Here is a 21356-nt window from a genome sequence, read left to right on the forward strand (position 1 = left end):
CCAATGACCACGCCGACGATTCGGCGCCCAGACCGAGAACATTGAGATGAATCGCCCGACCATTACGCCTTTGAGCTCCGCCCTCGGCGCGCAGATCGAGGGGATCGATATCAGTCAGCCGCTGAGCCTGGAAGATCGCGACATCCTCGAGCAGGCGTTACTCGATCATCAGGTGCTGTTTTTCCGCGACCAGCCGATCGAACCGCCACAGCAGGCACGTTTCGCCGCGTATTTTGGCGACCTGCACATCCATCCGATCTACCCCAACGTGCCGGAGCAACCCGAAGTTCTGGTGCTCGACACCGCCGTCACCGACGTCCGCGACAACGCTGTGTGGCACACCGACGTGACCTTTCTCCCGACACCCGCCCTGGGCGCGGTGCTCAGCGCCAAGCTGCTACCGGCGTTTGGTGGCGACACATTGTGGGCCAGTGGCATCGCGGCATACGAAGCCTTGTCGGCGCCGCTGAAAATCTTGCTGGAAGGGCTGACGGCGACGCACGACTTCACCCGCTCCTTTCCCTTGGAGCGCTTCGGCAATAGCGCCGAAGATCTTGCGCGCTGGGAACAAGCACGCCGCAAGAACCCACCGCTGTCCCACCCGGTGATTCGCACGCACCCGGTGAGCGGCCGTCGCTCGCTGTTCGTCAACGAAGGCTTCACCACGCGTATCAACGAACTGTCGGAAACCGAAAGCGAGGCGATCCTGAAACTGCTCTTTGCCCATGCCACCCGCCCGGAGTTCACCCTGCGCTGGCGCTGGCAGGTCAACGACGTGGCGTTCTGGGACAACCGCGTCACCCAGCATTTTGCCGTCGACGACTACCGTCCCGCCCGACGGGTGATGCACCGGGCGACGGTGTTGGGGGATGTGCCGTTTTTCAGGTAAGTCGCTGAAACTGAATTGCTCTGTGGCGAGGGGATTTATCCCCTCGCCACAGAGGTGTTCGGCATTACTCAGCCGACGAAGGCTTCTCCCAAAGATTGATCCCGCCTTCCTGGGCAAACCGATCGATCTCGGCCAGTTCCTCGGCGCTGAAACTCAGATTCTTCAAGGCGCCGACGTTCTCGATAATCTGCTCCGGCCGGCTGGCGCCGATCAGTGCGCTGGTGACGCGCGGGTCGCGCAAGGTCCAGGCCAAGGCCATTTGCGCCAGGCTTTGGCCGCGACGCTGGGCGATTTCATTCAGGGCGCGTACGTGGGCAATGTTTTCCTCGGACAAGTGCGAAGCCTGCAACGAACCGCCACCAGGACGGTTGACCCGAGCATCGGCCGGAATGCCTTTGAGATACTTGTCGGTCAGCAGGCCCTGGGCCAGCGGCGTGAAGGCGATCACGCCGGTGCCCAGCTCTTCGGTGGCATCCAGCAAGTCTTTCTCCACCCAACGGTTGAGCAGGTTGTAGGCCGGTTGATGGATCAACAGCGGGACTTTCCATTCCTGGAGCAGCGCGGCCATTTCCCGGGTTTTCACGCCGGAATAGGAAGAAATGCCGATGTACAACGCCTTGCCCTGCTGCACCGCAGTGGCCAGGGCGCTGGCGGTTTCTTCCAGTGGCGTGTCGGGGTCGAAACGGTGGGAATAGAAGATATCCACATACTCCAACCCCAGACGTTGCAGGCTCTGGTCGAGGCTGGCCAGCACGTATTTGCGCGAGCCCCCGCCCTGGCCGTAAGGCCCCGGCCACATGTCCCAACCCGCCTTGCTGGAGATGATCAACTCATCGCGGTACTGCTTGAAATCTTCGCGTAGCAAGCGGCCGAAATTGATCTCGGCGCTGCCGTAGGGCGGGCCGTAGTTGTTGGCCAGGTCGAAGTGGTTGATGCCCAGGTCGAACGCCGTGCGCAACAAGGCACGCTGGGTGTCGATGGGCGTGCTGTCGCCAAAGTTGTGCCACAACCCCAGCGACAACGCCGGCAGCACCAGCCCGCTGCGCCCGACGCGGCGGTAAGGAATGGACTCGTAGCGGTTTTGCGCAGCGGTGTAGGTCATCGAAAAGGCTCTCTGTTCGGACGGCTGGAGGCAGAAGCTAACATTTCACAGACGCCTCGGTCAGGCGGAAAGTTCGCGCAAGGCCGCCGCGGCCAAGAAACCCGAACGCGAGCTGTAACGCTGGTCCCGTCGCACGGTTTGATCGATGCGCTCAAGCAATTGCTCGGGCAGCGTGGCGTTGAACCGCACTGATTTTCCGAAATAGGGCGTGACATCGAACTCAACCACGCCCCAGATCCCCCCGGCGTATTGCGGATCGTCGAGATGATCGTCAATGTCATGGATCTGTGGCAGCGGTTCGCCGTCGGCTATCAGGCCTTCATAGTGCAACGAAAGCGCCTCTTTCACATTTTCGAATGCCTGGCTCACAGTACTGCCTGCGGAGAAACAACCCGGCACATCCGGGACCGTCACGCCGTATTCGGAGTCGGCATCCTTGTGCAGAACGACCGGAAATTTCATGTGGACGAATCCTTCCTCAAGATCCGGCAACCGCAGCAACCGGTCTGATAACAATGCATCCCCACCGGGGATTTCGTAATCGGTCATGGGCTTCATTTCAGGCCCGCCTGTTTCAATATGCTATTGATCGTGCCCCTGGGCAGATCCGCGTCAGGGTGCTTGATCGTCACCTAGCTCAACTCGCCAACCAATGTACCGTCACCCCAATCCAGTCATCTCGCGTGCGCAAACACCTCGGCCACCCAATCCACGAACACCCGTACCCGCGGCGACATGTGCCGGTTGTGTGGATAAAGCACCGACACCGGCATGGGCGGCGGTGGGGTGGCGGTAAGGACTTCCTGGATCAGGCCCTGCTTGATCTGCTCTTCCATCCGGTAGTGCGGGCATTGGATCAGGCCCAGGCCGGCGATGGCCGAGGCGGCGTAGATTTCGGCACCGGACACCGACAACGCACCGCCGATGGGTACCTCCTTGAGTTCGCCATCGACCATGAACTCGAATGGATACAGTTTGGCGGTGGTGCGCGAGACGTAGTTCACCGCCCGATGGTGGCGCAAGTCATCGAGGCTTTTCGGTTCGCCGTACTCGCGCAAGTAGCCGGGGCTGGCACAAGTGATCTGCCGAAGAGTGGCGACACGCCGACCGATCAATGACGAATCCCCCAGCGTACCGGACCGCAGCACGCAATCGACACCTTCGGCAATCAGGTCGACGAAGCGATCGGCCTCGCTGATGAACAATTCGATCTCCGGGTAGCGGGCCATGAATTGTGGCAACGCCGGAATCACGAAATACCGGGCCTGGGTTCCGTGAAGGTCCACCCTCAACTTGCCTTTGGGCGCCACGCCGCGAAACGCCAGCTCGGCCTCTTCGAGTTCCGCCAGCAACTGCACGCAGCGCGGGTAGTAGGCCTCGCCATCGAGGGTCGGGCGCACCTTGCGGGTGCTGCGCTCGAGAAGACGCACGCCCAGCCAGGCCTCGAATCGATTGAGCGTATGGGTCAGCGTGGCGCGAGGCATGTTCAAGTCTTCGGCGGCCAGGGTGAAGCTGCTGCGCTCGTATATTCGAACAAACACCCTCATTGCCCTGACTTGATCCATCTGATCGGCGCGCCTTGATTGTTGCTGGATATTGAACAGTCAAGACAACTCTCGTGCATTTATCGCCAGTAGTAAACATGTGAATCTGGCTCCAACGAATCACAGCACTCCCCGAAAGGAACTCTTGCCATGACTGTCCAGAACTCGAAAGTCGCCATCGTGACCGGTGCCTCCCGCGGCATCGGCGCGCAGATCGCCAAGCAACTGGCCAGCGACGGTTTTGCCGTTGCCCTCAACTTCGCCAACAGCGCCGCCGAGGCCTCGAAGCTCGTGGTGCAGTTGCGCCAGGCCGGGCACCAGGCCATAGCGGTGAAAGCCGATGTGTCTGTCGCGGCGGATGTCAGCCGGATGTTCGATGAAGTCGAAACACAGCTGGGCAAAGTCGATGTGCTGATCAACAACGCTGGCATTCTCCAGGTCATGCCCCTGGCGCAGCACAGCGACGAGCTGTTCGACCGCACATTCGCCATCAACACGCGCGGCACCTTCAACACCCTGCGCGAAGCCGCGACCCGGTTGAACGATGGCGGCCGCATCGTGAATTTTTCCAGCAGCACCGTAGGCCTCAACCTGCCCGGCTACTCGGTGTACATTGCCAGCAAGGCCGCCGTGGAATCCCTGACCCAGGTGTTCGCCAAGGAGCTGCGCGGTCGCCAGATCACCGTCAATGCCGTGGCCCCCGGGCCAGTCGCCACCGAGCTGTTCATGCACGGCAAGAGCGAAGAGCAGGTCCAGCACTACGCCAAGATGCCGCCCCTGGAGCGCCTCGGCCAACCGGAAGACATCGCCAGCATCGTGTCCTTCCTGGCCAGCCCGGCCGCCGGTTGGGTGAACGGGCAGATCCTGCGGGCAAACGGTGGGCTGGTCTGAGGCCCCTTCCGATCAGCGCACCAGATGCAGGAACTGCATGTGCCGCTCGTACTGGTCGAGGATGTCGTTGATGACCTGCTCCTTGGAATAGCCCACCAGGTCGTAATCCTGACTGCCTTCGCTCAGGTGCACTTCGGCACGGTAATAGCGGCGATTGTTGATTTGCTTGGAGCCCATGCCGCCGCGGGCGAAGGACGGCGTGAAGTAGCCACGCATCTGCACCTGGTAGATGAACGAATGCTGCTCGCCGTGACCGATCTCCAGGCTGACGCTGTCGTTGGCCGGGTCTGGCTGGGTCATCACGGTCAGGCCTTTTTCGGCGAATACCGCTTTCACTTCCTCGATGGCCGGACGCACCGTGGTGTCGAGGAAGCGGTATACCTCGTCGCGAGAAGGAAAGTGCACCGCCTGGCTCAGGCGCTGGCGCCAGCCACCCGTGCCGCGCCGTGAAGCCGACACCGGTGCCAGGGAATGCAATTGCGCGATCTGCTTCTGGGATTCGAGGTAGAACGCCTTGTGCAGGCCCCACATCATCAGCAAGAGAATCAACGAGAACGGCAAGGACGTCAGCACCACGGCTGACTTGAGCGCATCGATACTGCCGGAAAACAACAACGCACTGGTCACCAGGGCGGTCATTGCGCCCCAGAACACTCGCAACCATTTCGGCCCGTCTTCATCCGGGTTGCCGCCCTTGGCGGACAGCGTCGACAGCACCACGGTGCCGGAGTCGGCGGACGTAACGAAAAACACGAAGCTGATGAATACCGTGACCGCGATGACCGTCTTGCTCCACGGATAGGTTTCCAGCAGCAGATAAAGGCTCATCGACGGATTTTCCAGGGCCGACATGCCCAGGGCGCTCATGCCGTGGTTGAGCACCTGGTCGATGGCGCTGTTGCCGAAAATCGACATCCACGCCAGGGTGAAACCCAAAGGGATCAACAGCACGCCAAACACGAATTCGCGAATGGTGCGGCCACGGGATATACGCGCGATGAACAGTCCCACGAACGGCGACCAGGCGATCCACCAGGCCCAGTAGAACACCGTCCAGCCGCCCAGCCAGTCGCTGGGCTCGTTGTAGGCGTAAAGGTCGAAGCTCTTCATCGGCAGGGCGCCGAGGTAATCGCCGATGTTCTGGATCAAGGTGTTGAGCAAATGCTGGGTCGGCCCGGCAAACAGCACGAACAGCAACAGCGCGCAGGCCAGCAGCATGTTGATGTCGGACATGACCCGCACGCCTTTGTCGACACCGGCCACCGCGACGATGATCGCTGCCCCCATCATCAGCACGATCAGGCCGACCTGGATCCATTGGGTGTGGGCGATGCCGAACAGGTAATCCAATCCGGAATTGAGGTGCAGCACACCAAACCCCATGTCCGCGCCAAGGCCAAACACCGTCGCGATGATGCCGAAGCCGTCCACCGCATAACCGATTGGGCCGTTGATGCGTTTGCCAATCAGCGGATACAACGCCGAACGCAAGGCCAATGGCAGATTGTGCCTATAGGCAAAGTACGCCAGCGCCATGCCGACAAACGCAAACACTCCCCAGCCGTGCAGGCCCCAGTGCAAAAACAGGATCTGCATGGCCTGGCGCGCCGCGTCGGCGGTTCCGGCCTCGCCCTGGGGCGGCTGGACCAAGTGGGTCAGCGGCTCGGAGACGCAGAAGAAAAACAGCGTGATGCTGATCCCGGCTGCGAACAACATGCCGGCCCAGGACAGGTAGCTGAATTCGGGCTCGTCGTGGTCGGCACCGAGCTTGATCTTGCCGTAGCCGGACAAGGCGGTGACCACCACGAAGACCAGATACAGCGTCATCGCCAGCATGTAATACCAGCCGACCGTGTTGGCCGCCCAGTTCTGCGCCGCCAGCAGCCAGGCGCCGGCCTGCTCCGGCACGGCAATGACGACCAGGCCGAACAGCAGGATGAAGGTCGCCGCAAAGTAGAACACCGGCGGATTCATGCGGACCAGGCCGCTGGATGGAAGGGACGAAGTACTCATCGACGAAGCACCTCGCAAAACGAAATCATGACGTGCGCAAACGGACTCGGCAAAGGCAAGCCTCCTGTTGTGAGCGGGCAGCAAACCAAGGGTTTAACTTGAATGAACGTTCAAGTTAAACATGAATAGGCTGCTAAGGACTAATCGCAGGGCTCGACGGCACGCTTCCTACACTAGTCCATGGGTGGGTATGACGCTGCCGGGAGCGCATTCGTTCAGTGCTCCCTCCCACACGCCAGTTGCCCCTGAATATCGGCGTGCCTATAGTCCGATATCGCCTACAACCAGTACGGACCCCATGATCAAAGAACAGTTGTCTCGCTTCAGTCGTCTCGACCTGCTCGGCCATCCGACACCGCTGGAAAAACTTGACCGCCTCTCCCGTTGGCTCGGCCGGGACATCTACGTCAAGCGCGACGACCTGACGCCCCTGGCACTCGGTGGCAACAAACTGCGCAAGCTCGAATACCTGGCCGCCGACGCATTGGCCCAAGGTGCCGACACGCTCATCACCGCCGGCGCGATCCAGTCCAACCACGTCCGCCAGACCGCAGCCCTGGCCGCGAAGCTCGGCCTGGGTTGCGTCGCCCTGCTGGAAAACCCCATCGGCACCGAGGACAGCAATTACCTGGGCAACGGCAATCGGCTGTTGCTTGAGCTGTTCGACGCTAAAGTCGAGCTGGTGGACAACCTGGACAATGCCGACGAACAGCTGCAGGCGCTCGCCGGCCGCCTGCGCAGCAACGGGAAAAAGCCCTACCTGGTGCCGATTGGCGGCTCGAACGCGTTGGGCGCGTTGGGGTATGTGCGCGCTGGCCTGGAGTTGGCCGAACAGATCAAGGACACCGGCATCGAATTCGCCGCCGTGGTGCTGGCCTCGGGCAGCGCCGGTACCCACAGCGGCCTGGCGCTGGCCTTGAGCGAAACCCTGCCCACGCTTGCGGTCGTTGGTGTAACGGTGTCCCGTAGCGAGGAGGACCAGTTTCCGAAGGTCCAGGGCCTGGCCGAGCGCACGGCAGCGTTGCTCGGAGTCGCCCTTCCGGAGGCGTTCAAAGTGAATCTATGGGACGAGTATTTCGGTCCCCGCTACGGCGAACCGAACGCCGGCACGTTGGCGGCGGTCAAGCTGCTGGCCAGCCAGGAAGGCCTTCTGCTCGATCCGGTCTACACCGGCAAGGCCATGGCCGGCCTGCTCGATGGCCTGGGTCGCGACCGCTTTGACGACGGTCCGATCATCTTCCTGCACACCGGCGGCGCGCCAGCGTTGTTTGCCTATGACTCGGCGCTAGGGGCTTGAAACTCCTGACAATGGCGACATTCCACTTTGGAATATACGGATGATTTAATATTATTTTCCAATCTATGAAACGCAACTTATAGTCGCGCCGCAGGCGTATTTGCCACGAGACGCATCACCTGTTTTTAAGGCAGGATGTGACAGCACTTTCGTATCGCGGCTACGCCTTCTCTTGCCGATAAACGTCTTCATAAGAAAACACAGGGGCTTGTCATGAATTTTTCCGCATTACGTCGCAACCTGCTGGTAGGTTCGCTGGGCCTGGCACTGAGCGCCGGTCTGCTGGGGCAGGCGGTTGCCGGTGAGCAACTGCAAAAAATCAAGGATGCCGGCGAGATCAAGATCGGCTTGGAAGGCACTTATCCACCGTTCAGTTTCGTGGATGATGGCGGCAAGCTGACCGGCTTCGAAGTGGAGTTTTCCGAAGCCCTGGCCAAAGAGCTGGGCGTCAAGGTGAAGCTGCAGACCACGCCTTGGGCCGGTATCCTCGCGGCGTTGGAATCCAAGCGTCTGGACGCCGTGGTCAACCAAGTGACCATCTCCGAAGAACGTAAGAAAAAATACGATTTCTCCGAGCCGTACACCGTCTCCGGGATTCAAGCGCTGGTACTGACCAAAAAAGCCGATGAGCTGAACATCAAGAAAGCTGCCGACCTGGACGGTAAAAAAGTCGGCGTGGGCCTGGGCACCAACTACGAACAGTGGGTGAAAGCCGAAGTACCGGGCGCGCAAGTCAAAACCTATGACGATGACCCCACCAAATTTCAGGACCTGCGCGTCGGCCGCATCGATACCATCCTGATCGACCGTCTGGCCGCGCTGGAATACGCCAAGAAGGCCAAGGACACCACCGTCACCAGCGAAGCGTTTTCTCGCCAGGAGTCGGGTATTGCCCTGCGCAAAGGCGAGCCTGAGCTGTTGGCAGCCGTGAACAAAGCCATCGAAAAACTGCGCGCCGACGGTACGCTGAAGAAGCTCTCGGAAAAATACTTCAGCGCTGACGTCACCCAATAATGGAAGCAGCTCTTCAACTCGCACTGGATTCCGCGCCCTTTCTGCTCAAGGGCGCGTACTACACGGTCATCCTCAGCCTGGGCGGGATGTTCTTCGGCTTGTTGCTGGGGTTCGGCCTGGCGCTGATGCGTCTGTCGCGTTTCAAGTTGGTGAACTGGATCGCGCGTATCTACGTGTCGTTCTTTCGCGGCACGCCGTTGCTGGTGCAGTTGTTTGTGATTTATTACGGACTTCCGCAACTGGGCATCGAGCTGGATCCGCTGCCGGCGGCCCTGATCGGTTTCTCGCTGAACATGGCGGCCTATGCGTGTGAAATCCTGCGGGCCGCCATCAGTTCCATCGAGCGCGGTCAGTGGGAAGCGGCGGCCAGTATCGGCATGACCCGTGCCCAGACACTGCGCCGGGCCATCCTGCCGCAAGCCGCACGCACGGCGCTGCCACCGTTGGGCAACAGCTTCATTTCCCTGGTCAAGGACACCGCCCTGGCGGCGACCATCCAGGTACCGGAACTGTTCCGCCAGGCGCAGCTGATCACTGCTCGCACCTTCGAAATCTTCACCATGTACCTTGCCGCCGCGCTGATCTACTGGGTTCTTGCCACCGTGCTTTCGCACCTGCAGAACGTATTGGAAGCCCGGGTCAATCGGCACGACCAGGAGTCCTGACCCATGATTGTCGTGGAAAAACTGACAAAGCAATTCAAGGGTCAGGTGGTGCTCAACGGCATCGACCTGAGGATTGAAGAAGGCGAAGTGGTAGCGATCATCGGCCCCAGCGGATCGGGCAAGACGACGTTCCTGCGCTGCCTGAATTTCCTCGAAGAACCCACCAGCGGACGGATCAAGGTGGGCGATATCGAGATCGATGGCAGTCGCCCGCTGAACCAGCAGCAAGGGCTGGTCCGTCGTTTGCGCCAGCAGGTGGGCTTCGTGTTCCAGAATTTCAATCTGTTTCCCCATCGCACCGCACTGGAAAACGTCACCGAAGGTCCGCTGGTGGTGAAAAAGACCCCGCGGGCCGACGCTGAAGCCCTGGGCCGCAAGCTACTGGCCAAGGTCGGCCTGGCCGGCAAGGAAGACGCTTATCCCAGGCGCCTGTCCGGTGGTCAGCAACAGCGCGTGGCTATCGCCCGGGCGCTGGCGATGGAACCTGCAGTGATCCTCTTCGACGAGCCAACCTCGGCCCTCGACCCGGAACTGGTGGGTGAAGTGCTGGCAACCATCCGGGGCCTGGCCGAAGAAAAGCGCACCATGGTCATCGTGACTCACGAGATGGGCTTCGCCCGGGATGTAGCCAATCGCGTGGTGTTCTTCGACAAAGGCGTAATTGTTGAGCAAGGTGAAGCCAAGGCGTTGTTCGAAGCCCCGAAGGAAGAGCGTACTCGACAGTTTCTCAGCAAGTTCCTCTCGGCTGGACATGGCGCGCAGTAATTAATTGGCTTGTCGACACTTCCAAGGAGGGAAGTGAAACAAGTCCAACTTTAAAAAGCCAAAACCGCCGCATCAAAAATAACTTTCAATCGTCATCTCTCCACCGCTACCCCAATAACGAACAGACCGACTTTGGGCACGCTCTACTTCCTTTGGTCTCTCCACCGACGCCAGCCCAAAGGTGCCTGTCCTGGCGGCAACGAGCGCGACATTCCGAGGAAAAGTGCGCTCGACGCCGCGCATTAATAACTCCGATGCGTAGGACATTTCTGAAGACTTGCTTAATCAAATATTAGGCAATCGTCGCTATTGACAGTGAAACTGTCAAACCTATATCTAGAATGAACAAGCATCACGCGTTATTTATTTTCGGTAGTAACGCATCACAAAGTGTCGCGACTATCAGCGTCTTTGAACTTTCGGGAACATAGTTCGTTTTAGACATCAAGGAGAACACCATGACAAGTATGTCGAATTTCCCTGAGTTGGCCGCGCCCACCTTGGCCAGCGGCCAACGTACCGGCATCAACATCACCAGCGCCGAGCATCTGGAAGTCGTCATTGCCCCTTACCCAGGCATGGACCCAGGCGACCTGATCGAACTGTTCTGGGACAACTGCTATGTTGGCTCGCGCCTGCTGTCAGAGGCAGATATGCATGGCAGCGTCAGTTTGCGCGTCCCGGAGAGCTTCATCGTCAACGGCACCTCGCGCATCCACTATCGGATCATGCAAATTGGACGAGGGCCGTCGCTGTCAGCAACGCAACAGGTGCAGGTCAAGCTCGATTGCCCCGGGGGGCGGCCTTCATCCTTGCTCGGCGACGAGAACCAGAGCCTGGCGCCGGTGCGTATCCCGGACACCATCCGCCGCCAAGGCGTGAATCCCAATCAGATCAAACGCGGCGTGCCGTTGACCATCGAACCCTACCTGAACATGGCGGCCAGTGATGCGATCACCCTGCGTTGGGGCGACGTACGCATGGATCTGCCACCCATAAAGCCTGGCGAGGTGGGAATGCCGGTTCACGTCTGGGTGCCGCCGGAAGTCATCATGGAAGCAGGTGAAGACCTGCGTCTGGAAGTGACCTATTGCATCATCGACCGGGTCGGCAACAACTCCCACTGGGCGCCACCACGGACTTTGAAAATCGGTTGCGCCAACCCCTATCCGAAGCATCCTGCGAAAGAACCGCTCATGGTCGCCGAATCGCATCACCGAAAATAATGGTGACGCTCGTTTTTTGTGGCGAGGGCTTTTGCTTCATCGCCACAAAAACCGCTTCGCCCAAGGGGCGTACACCTTCGATTTAAAACCAACCTATAGATATTCTTAAAAGTTAGTTCAAAAACTTTTTATACGCGTTTAGGGTATATGAACCGGACCACCGGACATTCTTGATTTTTTGTTCACCGCATTCATCGCGGTGTTTTCTTGAGATGTGAGGTGGGTATGGTACGGAACACAATCACCCCAGTGCAGGGCGCCAAGGCACTGCATGCAGCCACGGAGTGGCTGTGATGTCCGATCTGGCGCAAGCAAAGGTCCAGAGCGACCAAGACATTGCTCCCTTGTTATTGCCGGCACAGGTCCTGCGCACCGACGCCGAAGCCATCAAGGCCGCCCATGAACTGGCACAGGTCGCCCGACAGCAGGCCGCGCGTCGCGACCAGCAGCGTAAACTTCCCTGGTCAGAAATCGAACAGTTCACCCGCAGCGGGCTCGGCAGCATTGCCGTTCCTCGCGAATATGGCGGTCCGCAAGTTTCCGCCGTCACCGTCGCCGAGGTGTTCGCGATCATTTCCACGGCTGACCCGGCCCTCGGTCAAATTCCCCAGAACCAGTTCGGCGTGCTCCAGCTAATTCTCGCCACAGGCACCGAACGGCAGAAAAAAATTCTCCTCCAGAGCGTGCTCGAAGGCTGGCGCATCGGCAACGCCGGGCCGGAGCGTGGCACTCGCAACACCCTGGAACTCAAGGCGCGGATCACCGGCGACGGTGACGGCTTTGTCATCAGTGGGCAGAAGTTCTACTCCACTGGCGCGCTGTTCGCCCATTGGGTCGCGGTCAAGGCATTGGACGACGAGGGTCGCCAGGTATTGGCGTTCGTTCGACGCGGTACACCAGGTCTGCGGATTGTCGATGACTGGTCGGGCTTCGGCCAGCGGACCACGGCCAGCGGCACCGTGCTGCTGAACAATGTGCGGGTCGATGCCGAGCTGGTGCTGGCCAACTGGCGCATCAACGACACGCCGAATGTACAAGGCGCGTTCTCCCAACTGATCCAGGCCGCTATCGACGTAGGTATCGCCCGAGGCGCGATTGACGATGCGATCGCCTTCGTTCGCGAACGCGCCCGGCCGTGGATCGACGCCAAGGTCGAGCGCGCCAGCGATGATCTTTATGTCATCGCCGACGTCGGCCGGTTGAAGATCGAACTGCACGCCGCCGAAGCGTTGCTGCGCAAGGCCGGGCAGGTACTGGACCAGGTCAACACCGCGCCGATTACCGCTCAGTCCGCCGCCCACGCGTCGATAGCCGTGGCCGAAGCCAAGGTGCTGGCGACTGAGGTCGCCCTGCACGCCAGCGAAAAACTCTTCGAGCTGGCCGGCAGCCGCGCCACCCTTGCCGAATTCAATCTCGATCGCCACTGGCGCAACGCGCGGGTCCACACCCTGCACGACCCGGTGCGCTGGAAGTATCACGCAGTCGGCGACTATCGCCTGAACGGCACCTTGCCGGCCCGACATTCCTGGATCTGACGACCCGACCTCTGGAGCAGCACATGACGCTTTCCCAACACGTCGCGGTAATCACCAGCGATGAACAAGCCCTGATCGTGGCCAGCGACCTGGCCGATGACTTCAAGCGCGACAGCGCCCTGCGCGACCGCGAACGTCGCCTGCCATACCCGGAATTGGAGGCTTTCTCCCGCTCCGGCCTGTGGGGCATCAGCGTGCCCAAGGCCCACGGCGGTGCGGGCGTATCCAACGTCACGCTGGCCAAGGTCATTGCACTGATCGCCCAGGCTGACGGCTCGCTTGGGCAGATCCCGCAAAACCATTTCTATGCGCTGGAGGTGTTGCGGGTAAACGGCAGCGAAGCGCAAAAACAACGCCTGTATGCCGAAGTCCTGGCCGGCCAACGTTTTGGCAATGCGTTGGCGGAGCTCGGCACCAAGACCGCCCACGACCGCACCACGCAATTGCGTCGCGACGGTGGGGGCTACCGGATCAATGGTCGCAAGTTCTACGCCACCGGGGCGATCTATGCCCAGCGCATTCCGACCTCGGTGGTGGACGAGCACGGCGTGCAGCAATTGGCATTCGTGCCGCGCAACAGCAAAGGCCTGACCGTGATCGACGACTGGAGCGGTTTCGGCCAGCGCACCACGGGCAGCGGCTCGGTGGTGTTTGAAGATGTACAGGTCGCCGCCGCAGACGTCGTGCCGTTCCAGAGCGCCTTCGAACGCCCTACTCCGGTAGGCCCGCTGGCGCAGATTCTCCATGCGGCCATCGACGCTGGCATTGCCCGCGCCGCCTATGAAGACGCCCTGCATTTTGTCCGCAACAAAACCCGCCCGTGGATCGACGCCACCAGCGACGTCGCCACCCAGGACCCGCACACCCTCAAGAGCTTCGGCCAACTGAGCATTCGCCTGCATGCCGCCGAAGCCCTGCTGGAACGCGCCGGTGAATTTCTCGACCTGGCCCAGGCCGATACGAACGCCGAAACGGTGGCGGCAGCCTCGATCGCGGTGGCCGAAGCCCGGGCCATCAGCACCGAAATCTCGCTGTCCGCCGGCAGCACGCTGTTCGAACTGGCCGGCAGCCAGGCGACCCTCGCCGAACACGGCCTGGATCGCCACTGGCGCAACGCTCGGGTGCACACCTTGCACGACCCGGTGCGCTGGAAATACCACGCGGTCGGCAATTTCTACCTCAACGATGAAAACCCGCCGCTGCGAGGGACCATCTGATGGCCCACGGCAAAAAGAAGATCCTGCTCAACGCGTTCAATATGAACTGCATCGGGCATATCAATCACGGCCTGTGGACCCACCCCCAGGACACGTCTACCCAATTCAATACGATTGAATACTGGACCGGGCTCGCGCAGTTGCTCGAGCGCGGATTGTTCGACGGGCTGTTCATCGCCGACATCGTCGGGGTCTACGACGTCTATCAGCAATCGGTGGATATCACGCTCAAAGAGTCGATCCAGTTGCCAGTCAACGACCCGTTGCTGCTGGTCTCGGCGATGGCAGCGGTTACGAAGAACCTGGGCTTCGGCCTCACCGCGAACCTCACCTATGAACCGCCCTATCTGTTCGCCCGACGCATGAGCACACTGGACCACCTGACTCGCGGCCGGGTTGGCTGGAACATCGTCACCGGTTACCTGGACAGCGCCGCCAAGGCCATGGGCCTGGCCGCCCAGGTCGAGCACGACCGTCGCTACGACCAGGCCGACGAATACCTGCAGGTGCTTTACAAATTGTGGGAAGGCAGCTGGGAAGACGACGCGGTGATCAATAATCGCCAGCAACGGATCTACGCCCAGCCGGAGAAAGTGCACAAGGTCAGCCACCGGGGTGAGTTCTATCAGGTCGAGGGCTATCACCTCTGCGAACCGTCCCCGCAACGCACACCGGTGCTGTTCCAGGCCGGCAGTTCCGAGCGCGGCTTGCGGTTCGCCGGGCGCCATGCCGAGTGCGTGTTCATCAGCGGCCAGAACAAAGCCGCGACCAAGGCCCAAGTCGACAAAGTCCGCACCAGCGCCGTCGCGGCTGGGCGACATCCCGAGGACATCAAGGTGTTCATGGGCCTGAACGTGATTGTCGGGCAGACCGAAGCCGCCGCCTGGGCCAAACATGCCGAGTACTTGAGCTATGCCAGCGCCGAGGCCGGCGTCGCGCATTTTTCCGCGTCGACGGGCATCGATTTTTCCGAGTACGCGTTGGACGAACCGATCCAGTACGTCAAGAGCAATGCCATCCAGTCCGCTACCAAGACCCTGCAGAACAACGACTGGACCCGACGCAAACTGCTGGAGCAACACGCCTTGGGCGGTCGCTACATCACCGTGGTCGGTTCGCCCGCGCAGGTGGCCGACGAGCTGGAATCGTGGATCGCCGAGACCGGCCTCGACGGCTTCAACCTGACCCGAATCGTCACGCCCGAGAGCTATGTGGACTTCATTGACCTGGTGATTCCCGAGCTGCAGCGACGCGGCTCGTACAAGACCGAATACGACGACGGCACGCTGCGCGCAAAGCTCTTTCAGGGAGGCGCCCGATTGCCCGAACAACACACCGGCTCCACCTACCGGCACTCTTAATCAATGACTGGAACAACCGACATGACCAAGCACCTCCTGACCCTGCCATTCAAAGCACTGGCCCTGGCCCTCGGCCTGTTCAGCTCAGCTCTCTTTGCGGCTGATGCTCCGTTGAAAATTGGCACCACCGCCGCCTTCGCCATCCCGCTGGAGGCCGCTGTCGAAGAGGCGGGCAAACAAGGCCTGAAGGTCGAACTGGTGGAGTTCAGCGACTGGATCGCACCCAACGTCAGCCTCGCTTCCGGCGACATCGACGTGAATTACTTCCAGCACATCCCTTTCCTGGAAAACGCCAAGGCCGCCGCCGGATTCGATCTGGTGCCGTTCGCGCCGGGGATCATCAACAACGTGGGGCTCTATTCGAAACGCTACAAAAGCTTCGACGAGCTGCCCGAGGGCGCGAGCATTGCCATTGCCAACGACCCGATCAACAGCGGGCGCGGCTTGCAACTGCTGGCCAAGGCCGGGCTGATCCAGCTCAAGCCGGACGTGGGCTACAAGGCCACCGAAGACGACATCATCGCCAACCCCAAGAAGCTTAAGATTCTGCAAGTCGAGGCCGTGCAACTGGTGCGCGCCTATGAAGATGCCGACCTGGTGCAGGGCTATCCGGCCTACATCCGGTTGGCAAACACCTTCGATGCCACGTCCGCCCTGCTGTTCGACGGCCTCGACCACAAGGAATATGTGATCCAGTTCGTGATCCAACCCAAGAACAAAAACGATCCTCGGCTGATCAAGTTCGTCGACATCTACCAGCACTCCCCCGCCGTGCGCGCGGCCCTGGACAAGGCCCACGGCAAGCTCTATCAAGCCGGTTGGGAAAGCTGATCATGAACGCCGTCAACGCTCTGCTCAAACAGCAAACACCCAAGCCGCGCACTGCCGAGCACACTGAACTGCACCCGCAGCTCAATCGCGCCCACGTGCGTTTCATCGGCCTGGGCAAGACTTACACGGGTGCCCAGGGACCGGTCGATGCGCTGCAGGGCATCGACCTGGCGATCCAGCACGGCGAGGTGTTCGGGATCATCGGCCGCAGCGGCGCTGGCAAGTCATCGTTGATCCGCACCATCAACCGGCTCGAACAACCCACCAGCGGGCGCGTGCTGATCGATCAGGTGGACATTGGCGAGTTCGATGAGGATCGCCTGGTGGCGCTGCGCCGACGCATCGGCATGATCTTCCAGCACTTCAACCTGATGTCGGCCAAGACGGTGTGGCAGAACGTGGAGCTGCCGCTGAAAGTGGCCGGCGTGCCCAAGGAACAACGGCAACAAAAAGTCCGCGAGCTGCTCGAACTGGTGGGATTGCAGGGCAAGCACGGGGCTTATCCGGCGCAGCTCTCGGGCGGGCAGAAGCAGCGAGTCGGGATCGCCCGGGCGCTGGTCCACGATCCAGAAATCCTTCTGTGTGACGAGGCCACTTCGGCGCTGGATCCGGAGACGACTCAATCGATCCTCGGCTTGTTGCGCCAGATCAACCAGCGGCTGGGCCTGACGATTGTTCTGATTACCCATGAAATGGCAGTGATCCGGGAAGTCTGCGACCGAGTGGTGGTGCTCGAACAGGGGCGAATCGTCGAGCAAGGGCCGGTCTGGGAAGTCTTCGGCAACCCGCAGCACGACGTCAGCCGGACGCTGCTGGCGCCGCTGCAGCACGCGCTGCCTGAGGAGTTGCAGAACCGCTTGCAGCCACAACCGGCGTCGGCGGTTGCCGCCACGGTGCTGCGCCTGCAATTCACCGGGACAAGCCGTGATGAACCGGACCTCGCGGCGTTGTTCAATGCCCTCGGCGGACGGGTGCGGCTGCTGCATGGCGGCATTGAACGGATCCAGGGCCATGGGCTCGGGCAATTATTGCTGGCGGTGAGCGGCTCCTCATGGGGCGCGGAAGAACTGCGCCAACGGGCAGGCGCCTGGGCGCAACACGTGGAGGTGCTGGGATATGTGGCTTGATCGGTTATTGCAGGGTTTTATCGACACGTTCCTGATGGTCGGTGTGTCGTCGTTGATCGCTTTGCTGGCGGGCATTCCGTTGGCGGTGATCCTGGTCACCAGTGGCAAGGGCGGAATCTATGAAGCGCCCGCCGTGAACAGAGCCCTGGGCGCGTTCGTGAACCTGTTTCGCTCGATACCTTTCCTGATCCTGATGGTGGCACTGATTCCGTTCACCCGGTTGATCGTCGGCACCACCTACGGCGTGTGGGCCGCAGTGGTGCCACTGACCATTGCCGCCACGCCGTTCTTCGCCCGGATCGCCGAAGTCAGTCTGCGGGAGGTCGACCATGGCCTGATCGAAGCCGCGCAGGCCATGGGCTGCCGGCGCTGGCACATCGTCTGGCACGTGCTGCTGCCCGAAGCGCTGCCAGGTATCGTTGGCGGTTTTACCATCACGTTGGTGACCATGATCAACTCATCCGCCATGGCCGGGGCAATCGGCGCCGGAGGGCTGGGCGATATTGCCTACCGTTACGGCTACCAGCGTTTCGACAGCCAGGTGATGCTCACGGTGATCGTGTTGTTGGTAGCGCTGGTGGCGGTGATCCAGTTGGGTGGCGACCGTTTGGCGCAAGGCCTGAACAAACGCTGAAACGCGGCATCACGGGAGCGAGCCTGCATGCCGGTGCCGATTAAGCCGCAAGCCTGCTTGCGGTATAGTCGACCAACGCTCCCCACCCAAGCCGTGATCATGAAACACACACCCGACGACCTGCGCACCATCACCGCCACGACCCTGGGTCACTACAACGAGGTGGCAGAAGATTTTCGCCAAGGCACACGCGACCACGATGTCAGCCAGAACATCGACGCCTTGCTGAGACATATCCAAGGCCAGGCGCCGTTTCATATCCTGGACTTCGGCTGCGGTCCGGGACGGGATCTGCGCACGTTCACCGCCATGGGTCATGTTGCGGTCGGCCTCGACGGCTCAGAAGAATTTGCCCGGATGGCGCGCCAGGACAGCGGATGTGATGTGTGGCGCCAGGACTTCTTGCAGCTCGACCTGCCAGCCGAACGCTTTGACGGGATTTTCGCCAACGCGGTGCTGTTTCATGTTCCCGTCCAGGAACTGCCTCGGGTGCTCAAGCAATTGCACGCCACGCTCAAACCCGGCGGCGTATTGTTCAGCTCAAATCCTCGGGGCGAAAACCAGGAAGGCTGGAACGGCCAGCGCTTCGGCGCGTATCACGATCTCGACGCCTGGCGGGCGTTGCTCACCGAGGCGGGTTTCGTCGAGCTGGAGCACTACTACCGGCCGGCGGGGCTGCCGCGAGAGCAGCAGCCTTGGCTGGCGAGTGTGTGGCGTAGAGCTTGAGAACTACCCCCGCAAGGGAAAGCGCTCAAACCAAATCACTCCGGCTTGACCAGCCACTTCTGCGACAACTGTTCCAGCCGCCCGTCACCCTTGATGCGACTCAGGGCATTGTCCAGGCTGGCCTTGAATGCCGGGTTGCCCTTCTGGAACGGAATCACCAGGCTGGGCGGCGGGCCCTGCTTTTCCTCCGGCTGGAATGACTGGACCAGGACCAGCGGACGTTGCGGCTCATCCTTGCTGGCCAGCAACTGTGCATCCGGCTGGCTGTAAGTCGCGCTGGTGTCGAAACGTTCCGCCAGTTCCGGGGTCATTGCTATGTGGTTGATGGCGACGTCGTACTTGCCGCTTTCCACACCGGCCAGCAGATCCGCGGCATCGGTGACGACAAAATCGGGCCGTACATCGAGTTCACTGGCAAGCATTTCACCCAGTTCCACTTCGAAACCGGTGAGCTTGCCGTCCTCCTTGAAGTTGAAAGGAGCCGTGTTGGCCTCGAGGGCGATCCGCAATTCGCCACGGTCGTTGATGTCGTCGATCAGTTCCGCATGGGCCAGAGGGCTCAACAGGGGTAGCAGGCAGATCAGGCCAGGCAGAAAGCGCATGGTCACTCCTTTGTATTTATACAAGCGACGCTCGTTTCAGGCTCGCTTTGCTATGGTTGTTGCAGGCTTCGACAACGATTGGTCATGAAGTTGTCATGACCAGGCGGATTTCATGGAAAAACTGGAGAAAAAAATGAAAAGCTTTATGTCTCGTGCCGCGTTGGCCGGTCTGTTGTTGGGCGCTTCGATGCTGGCAAGCGCCGCTACCCCGGCGCCCAAAGGTGCAGAAGTGTTCATCGTTTCCCCGGAAGACGGCGCCACCGTCAGCCAGGAATTCAAGGTCAAGTTCGGCGTCAAGAACATCGCCCTGGCCCCGGCGGGCGATGTGACCAAGAACACTGGCCACCATCATTTGCTGATCGATGTCGACGACCTGCCAGAGGAAGGCGCACCGATCCCGACCGACGCCAACCACATGCATTTCGGCAAGGCGCAGACCGAAGCCACTATCAAGCTGGCTCCAGGCAAGCACACCTTGCAATTGATCCTGGGCGACAGCGGCCACATGCCGTTCGACCCGTCGATTGTCTCCAAAAAGATCACTGTGACCGTGAAGTAACGGTTCCCGGTAAAAAAACGGGAGCCCTTTTCGGGGCTCCCGTTTTTTTCGCAAGCCAAACCTCGACTTGCAGTCAGCTTTCCTAGAACAGCACGCGGCAACGAATGGTGCCGTTGATGTGCTGCAGCTTCTCTTGCGCCAAGTCTGAGTATTCGGCATCGACGTCGATCACGACGTAGCCGACTTTCTCGTTGGTCTGCAGGAACTGACCGGAAATGTTGATGCCGTTTTCCGCGAAGACCTTGTTGATCTCGCTCATCACACCCGGGATGTTCTCGTGGATGTGCAGCAGGCGATGCTTGCCAGGGTGAGCCGGCAGGGCCACTTCCGGGAAGTTCACCGACGATACCGAGGTACCGTTGTCGCTGTACTTGACCAGTTTTTCCGCCACTTCCAGGCCGATGTTGGCTTGGGCTTCAGCGGTGGAACCGCCGATGTGCGGGGTCAGGATCACGTTGTCCAGGCCACGCAGCGGGCTTTCGAAGATGTCGTCGTTGGAGCGCGGCTCCACCGGGAACACGTCGATGGCAGCGCCGATCAGGTGCTTGTCCTTGATCGCTTCGGCCAAGGCGTCGAGCTTGACCACCGTACCGCGCGCGGCGTTGATCAGGATCCCGCCTTTCTTGATGGCACGGATTTCCTTCTCGCCGATCATCCACTGGGTGGCGGCGGTTTCCGGCACATGCAGGGTGACGATGTCGGACATGCCCAGCAACTCGTGCAGGTTGTTCACCTGGGTCGCGTTGCCCAGCGGCAGCTTGGTCACGGTGTCGTAGAAGAACACCTGCATGCCCAAGCCTTCAGCCAGTACCGACAACTGCGTGCCGATCGAGCCGTAGCCGACGATACCCAGCTTCTTGCCACGGATTTCAAAGGAATTGGCCGCGCTTTTGATCCAGCCACCACGGTGGCAGGAAGCGTTCTTCTCAGGGATGCCGCGCAGCAGCAGGATCGCTTCGGCCAGCACCAGTTCGGCAACGGAGCGGGTGTTGGAGTACGGCGCGTTGAACACCGCGATACCACGCTCACGGGCTGCGTTGAGGTCGACCTGGTTGGTGCCGATGCAGAAGCAGCCGACCGCGACCAGTTTCTTGGCGTGGTCGAAGATCTCTTCGGTCAGTTGGGTACGGGAGCGAATGCCGATGAAGTGAGCATCGGCGATCTTTTCCTTGAGCTGGTCTTGCGGCAGAGAACTGGTGATGTACTCGATGCTGGTGTAGCCCGCCGACTTGAGGACGTCGACAGCCGATTGGTGGACGCCTTCGAGAAGAAGGAACTTGATCTTGCTCTTATCGAGAGAAGTCTTGCTCATCTGCGTAAACCTGTGTCCCGGAAAAAATGGCAGGGAATCGGGCAGC

21 protein-coding genes and 1 pseudogene are annotated in these 21356 nt (G+C 60.6%); 15 read left to right on the plus strand and 7 right to left on the minus strand.

From position 1 onward, the window contains the following. Positions 1-46 precede the first annotated feature (46 nt). The gene (tauD, locus tag HU762_RS16990; protein ID WP_186638962.1) at positions 47-889 is read left to right on the plus strand and encodes a taurine dioxygenase; all 843 of its coding nucleotides are present in this window, start codon (positions 47-49) and stop codon (positions 887-889) included. Positions 890-953: 64 nt separating this feature from the next. Here the strand turns inward: tauD and mgrA are convergent, their stop codons facing one another. The 4 genes and pseudogenes from mgrA to HU762_RS17010 form a co-directional block, all read right to left on the minus strand. Further along, positions 954-1991, minus strand: coding sequence for an L-glyceraldehyde 3-phosphate reductase (gene mgrA, locus HU762_RS16995; RefSeq protein WP_186638964.1), 1038 nt, complete (start codon positions 1989-1991; stop codon positions 954-956). 60 nt (positions 1992-2051) lie between these two features. Continuing rightward, on the minus strand, positions 2052-2453 hold the full coding sequence (locus HU762_RS17000; protein ID WP_186639056.1) for a type II toxin-antitoxin system HicB family antitoxin: 402 nt from the start codon (positions 2451-2453) through the stop codon (positions 2052-2054). 92 nt (positions 2454-2545) lie between these two features. Then, positions 2546-2623: pseudogene (locus HU762_RS17005) on the minus strand (type II toxin-antitoxin system HicA family toxin); the annotation flags it as partial. Between the two features lie 42 nt (positions 2624-2665). After that, positions 2666-3556, minus strand: coding sequence for a LysR family transcriptional regulator (locus HU762_RS17010; RefSeq protein ID WP_186638966.1), 891 nt, complete (start codon positions 3554-3556; stop codon positions 2666-2668). A gap of 129 nt (positions 3557-3685) precedes the next feature. Here HU762_RS17010 and HU762_RS17015 point away from each other — a divergent pair, with 129 nt between their 5' ends. After that, the gene (locus tag HU762_RS17015) at positions 3686-4426 is read left to right on the plus strand and encodes an SDR family oxidoreductase (RefSeq protein ID WP_186638967.1); all 741 of its coding nucleotides are present in this window, start codon (positions 3686-3688) and stop codon (positions 4424-4426) included. A gap of 12 nt (positions 4427-4438) precedes the next feature. On the opposite strand, the gene betT is transcribed toward HU762_RS17015, so the two are convergent. Then, positions 4439-6400, minus strand: a complete 1962-nt coding sequence (gene betT / locus HU762_RS17020) for a choline transporter BetT (RefSeq protein WP_186639057.1) — start codon at positions 6398-6400, stop codon at positions 4439-4441. Between the two features lie 337 nt (positions 6401-6737). On the opposite strand from betT, the gene HU762_RS17025 reads away from it, so the two are divergent. The 12 genes from HU762_RS17025 to HU762_RS17080 all read left to right on the plus strand — a co-directional run bounded on the left by HU762_RS17025 (position 6738) and on the right by HU762_RS17080 (position 18837). Beyond that, positions 6738-7736, plus strand: a complete 999-nt coding sequence (locus HU762_RS17025) for a D-cysteine desulfhydrase (RefSeq protein ID WP_186638969.1) — start codon at positions 6738-6740, stop codon at positions 7734-7736. Between the two features lie 213 nt (positions 7737-7949). Next, the gene (gene tcyJ / locus HU762_RS17030) at positions 7950-8750 is read left to right on the plus strand and encodes a cystine ABC transporter substrate-binding protein (RefSeq protein WP_186638971.1); all 801 of its coding nucleotides are present in this window, start codon (positions 7950-7952) and stop codon (positions 8748-8750) included. Further along, a complete protein-coding gene (tcyL, locus tag HU762_RS17035) occupies positions 8750-9415 on the plus strand; it encodes a cystine ABC transporter permease (RefSeq protein WP_163006689.1) in 666 nt (221 codons plus the stop codon). The genes tcyJ and tcyL overlap by 1 nt, the downstream gene beginning before the upstream one ends. A gap of 3 nt (positions 9416-9418) precedes the next feature. Further along, entirely contained in the window at positions 9419-10180 is a 762-nt protein-coding gene (gene tcyN, locus HU762_RS17040; RefSeq protein WP_186638973.1) for an L-cystine ABC transporter ATP-binding protein TcyN, read from the plus strand. Positions 10181-10638: 458 nt separating this feature from the next. Further along, positions 10639-11406 (plus strand): hypothetical protein, encoded by a 768-nt coding sequence (locus HU762_RS17045; RefSeq protein ID WP_186638975.1) that lies wholly within the window; start codon positions 10639-10641, stop codon positions 11404-11406. Between the two features lie 293 nt (positions 11407-11699). Next, complete coding sequence (locus HU762_RS17050; RefSeq protein ID WP_186638976.1) at positions 11700-12941, plus strand: SfnB family sulfur acquisition oxidoreductase; 1242 nt, start codon at positions 11700-11702, stop codon at positions 12939-12941. A 23-nt stretch (positions 12942-12964) separates the two neighbouring features. Then, positions 12965-14158 carry an SfnB family sulfur acquisition oxidoreductase gene (locus HU762_RS17055; protein WP_186638978.1) on the plus strand — a complete coding sequence of 398 codons (1194 nt, stop codon included), beginning with the start codon at positions 12965-12967 and terminating at the stop codon, positions 14156-14158. Beyond that, positions 14158-15519 (plus strand): LLM class flavin-dependent oxidoreductase, encoded by a 1362-nt coding sequence (locus HU762_RS17060; protein ID WP_186638980.1) that lies wholly within the window; start codon positions 14158-14160, stop codon positions 15517-15519. The genes HU762_RS17055 and HU762_RS17060 overlap by 1 nt, the downstream gene beginning before the upstream one ends. A 21-nt stretch (positions 15520-15540) precedes the next feature. Beyond that, positions 15541-16350 (plus strand): MetQ/NlpA family ABC transporter substrate-binding protein, encoded by an 810-nt coding sequence (locus HU762_RS17065; protein WP_186638981.1) that lies wholly within the window; start codon positions 15541-15543, stop codon positions 16348-16350. Between the two features lie 2 nt (positions 16351-16352). Continuing rightward, complete coding sequence (locus HU762_RS17070) at positions 16353-17477, plus strand: ATP-binding cassette domain-containing protein (RefSeq protein ID WP_186638983.1); 1125 nt, start codon at positions 16353-16355, stop codon at positions 17475-17477. Then, positions 17467-18111, plus strand: a complete 645-nt coding sequence (locus HU762_RS17075; protein WP_186638985.1) for a methionine ABC transporter permease — start codon at positions 17467-17469, stop codon at positions 18109-18111. Before HU762_RS17070 ends, HU762_RS17075 begins: the two co-directional genes overlap by 11 nt. A gap of 99 nt (positions 18112-18210) precedes the next feature. Next, positions 18211-18837, plus strand: a complete 627-nt coding sequence (locus HU762_RS17080; RefSeq protein WP_186638987.1) for a class I SAM-dependent methyltransferase — start codon at positions 18211-18213, stop codon at positions 18835-18837. Positions 18838-18872: 35 nt separating this feature from the next. Here the strand turns inward: HU762_RS17080 and HU762_RS17085 are convergent, their stop codons facing one another. Beyond that, entirely contained in the window at positions 18873-19439 is a 567-nt protein-coding gene (locus HU762_RS17085) for a transporter substrate-binding domain-containing protein (protein ID WP_186638989.1), read from the minus strand. Positions 19440-19572: 133 nt separating this feature from the next. On the opposite strand from HU762_RS17085, the gene HU762_RS17090 reads away from it, so the two are divergent. Next, the gene (locus HU762_RS17090) at positions 19573-19998 is read left to right on the plus strand and encodes a DUF4399 domain-containing protein (protein WP_186638991.1); all 426 of its coding nucleotides are present in this window, start codon (positions 19573-19575) and stop codon (positions 19996-19998) included. A gap of 82 nt (positions 19999-20080) precedes the next feature. On the opposite strand, the gene serA is transcribed toward HU762_RS17090, so the two are convergent. Continuing rightward, positions 20081-21310 (minus strand): phosphoglycerate dehydrogenase, encoded by a 1230-nt coding sequence (gene serA / locus HU762_RS17095; protein WP_186638992.1) that lies wholly within the window; start codon positions 21308-21310, stop codon positions 20081-20083. Positions 21311-21356 lie beyond the last annotated feature (46 nt).

Origin of the sequence: Pseudomonas sp. SWRI92 (genome assembly GCF_014268685.1) — a bacterium.
Classification (GTDB): domain Bacteria; phylum Pseudomonadota; class Gammaproteobacteria; order Pseudomonadales; family Pseudomonadaceae; genus Aquipseudomonas; species Aquipseudomonas marvdashtae.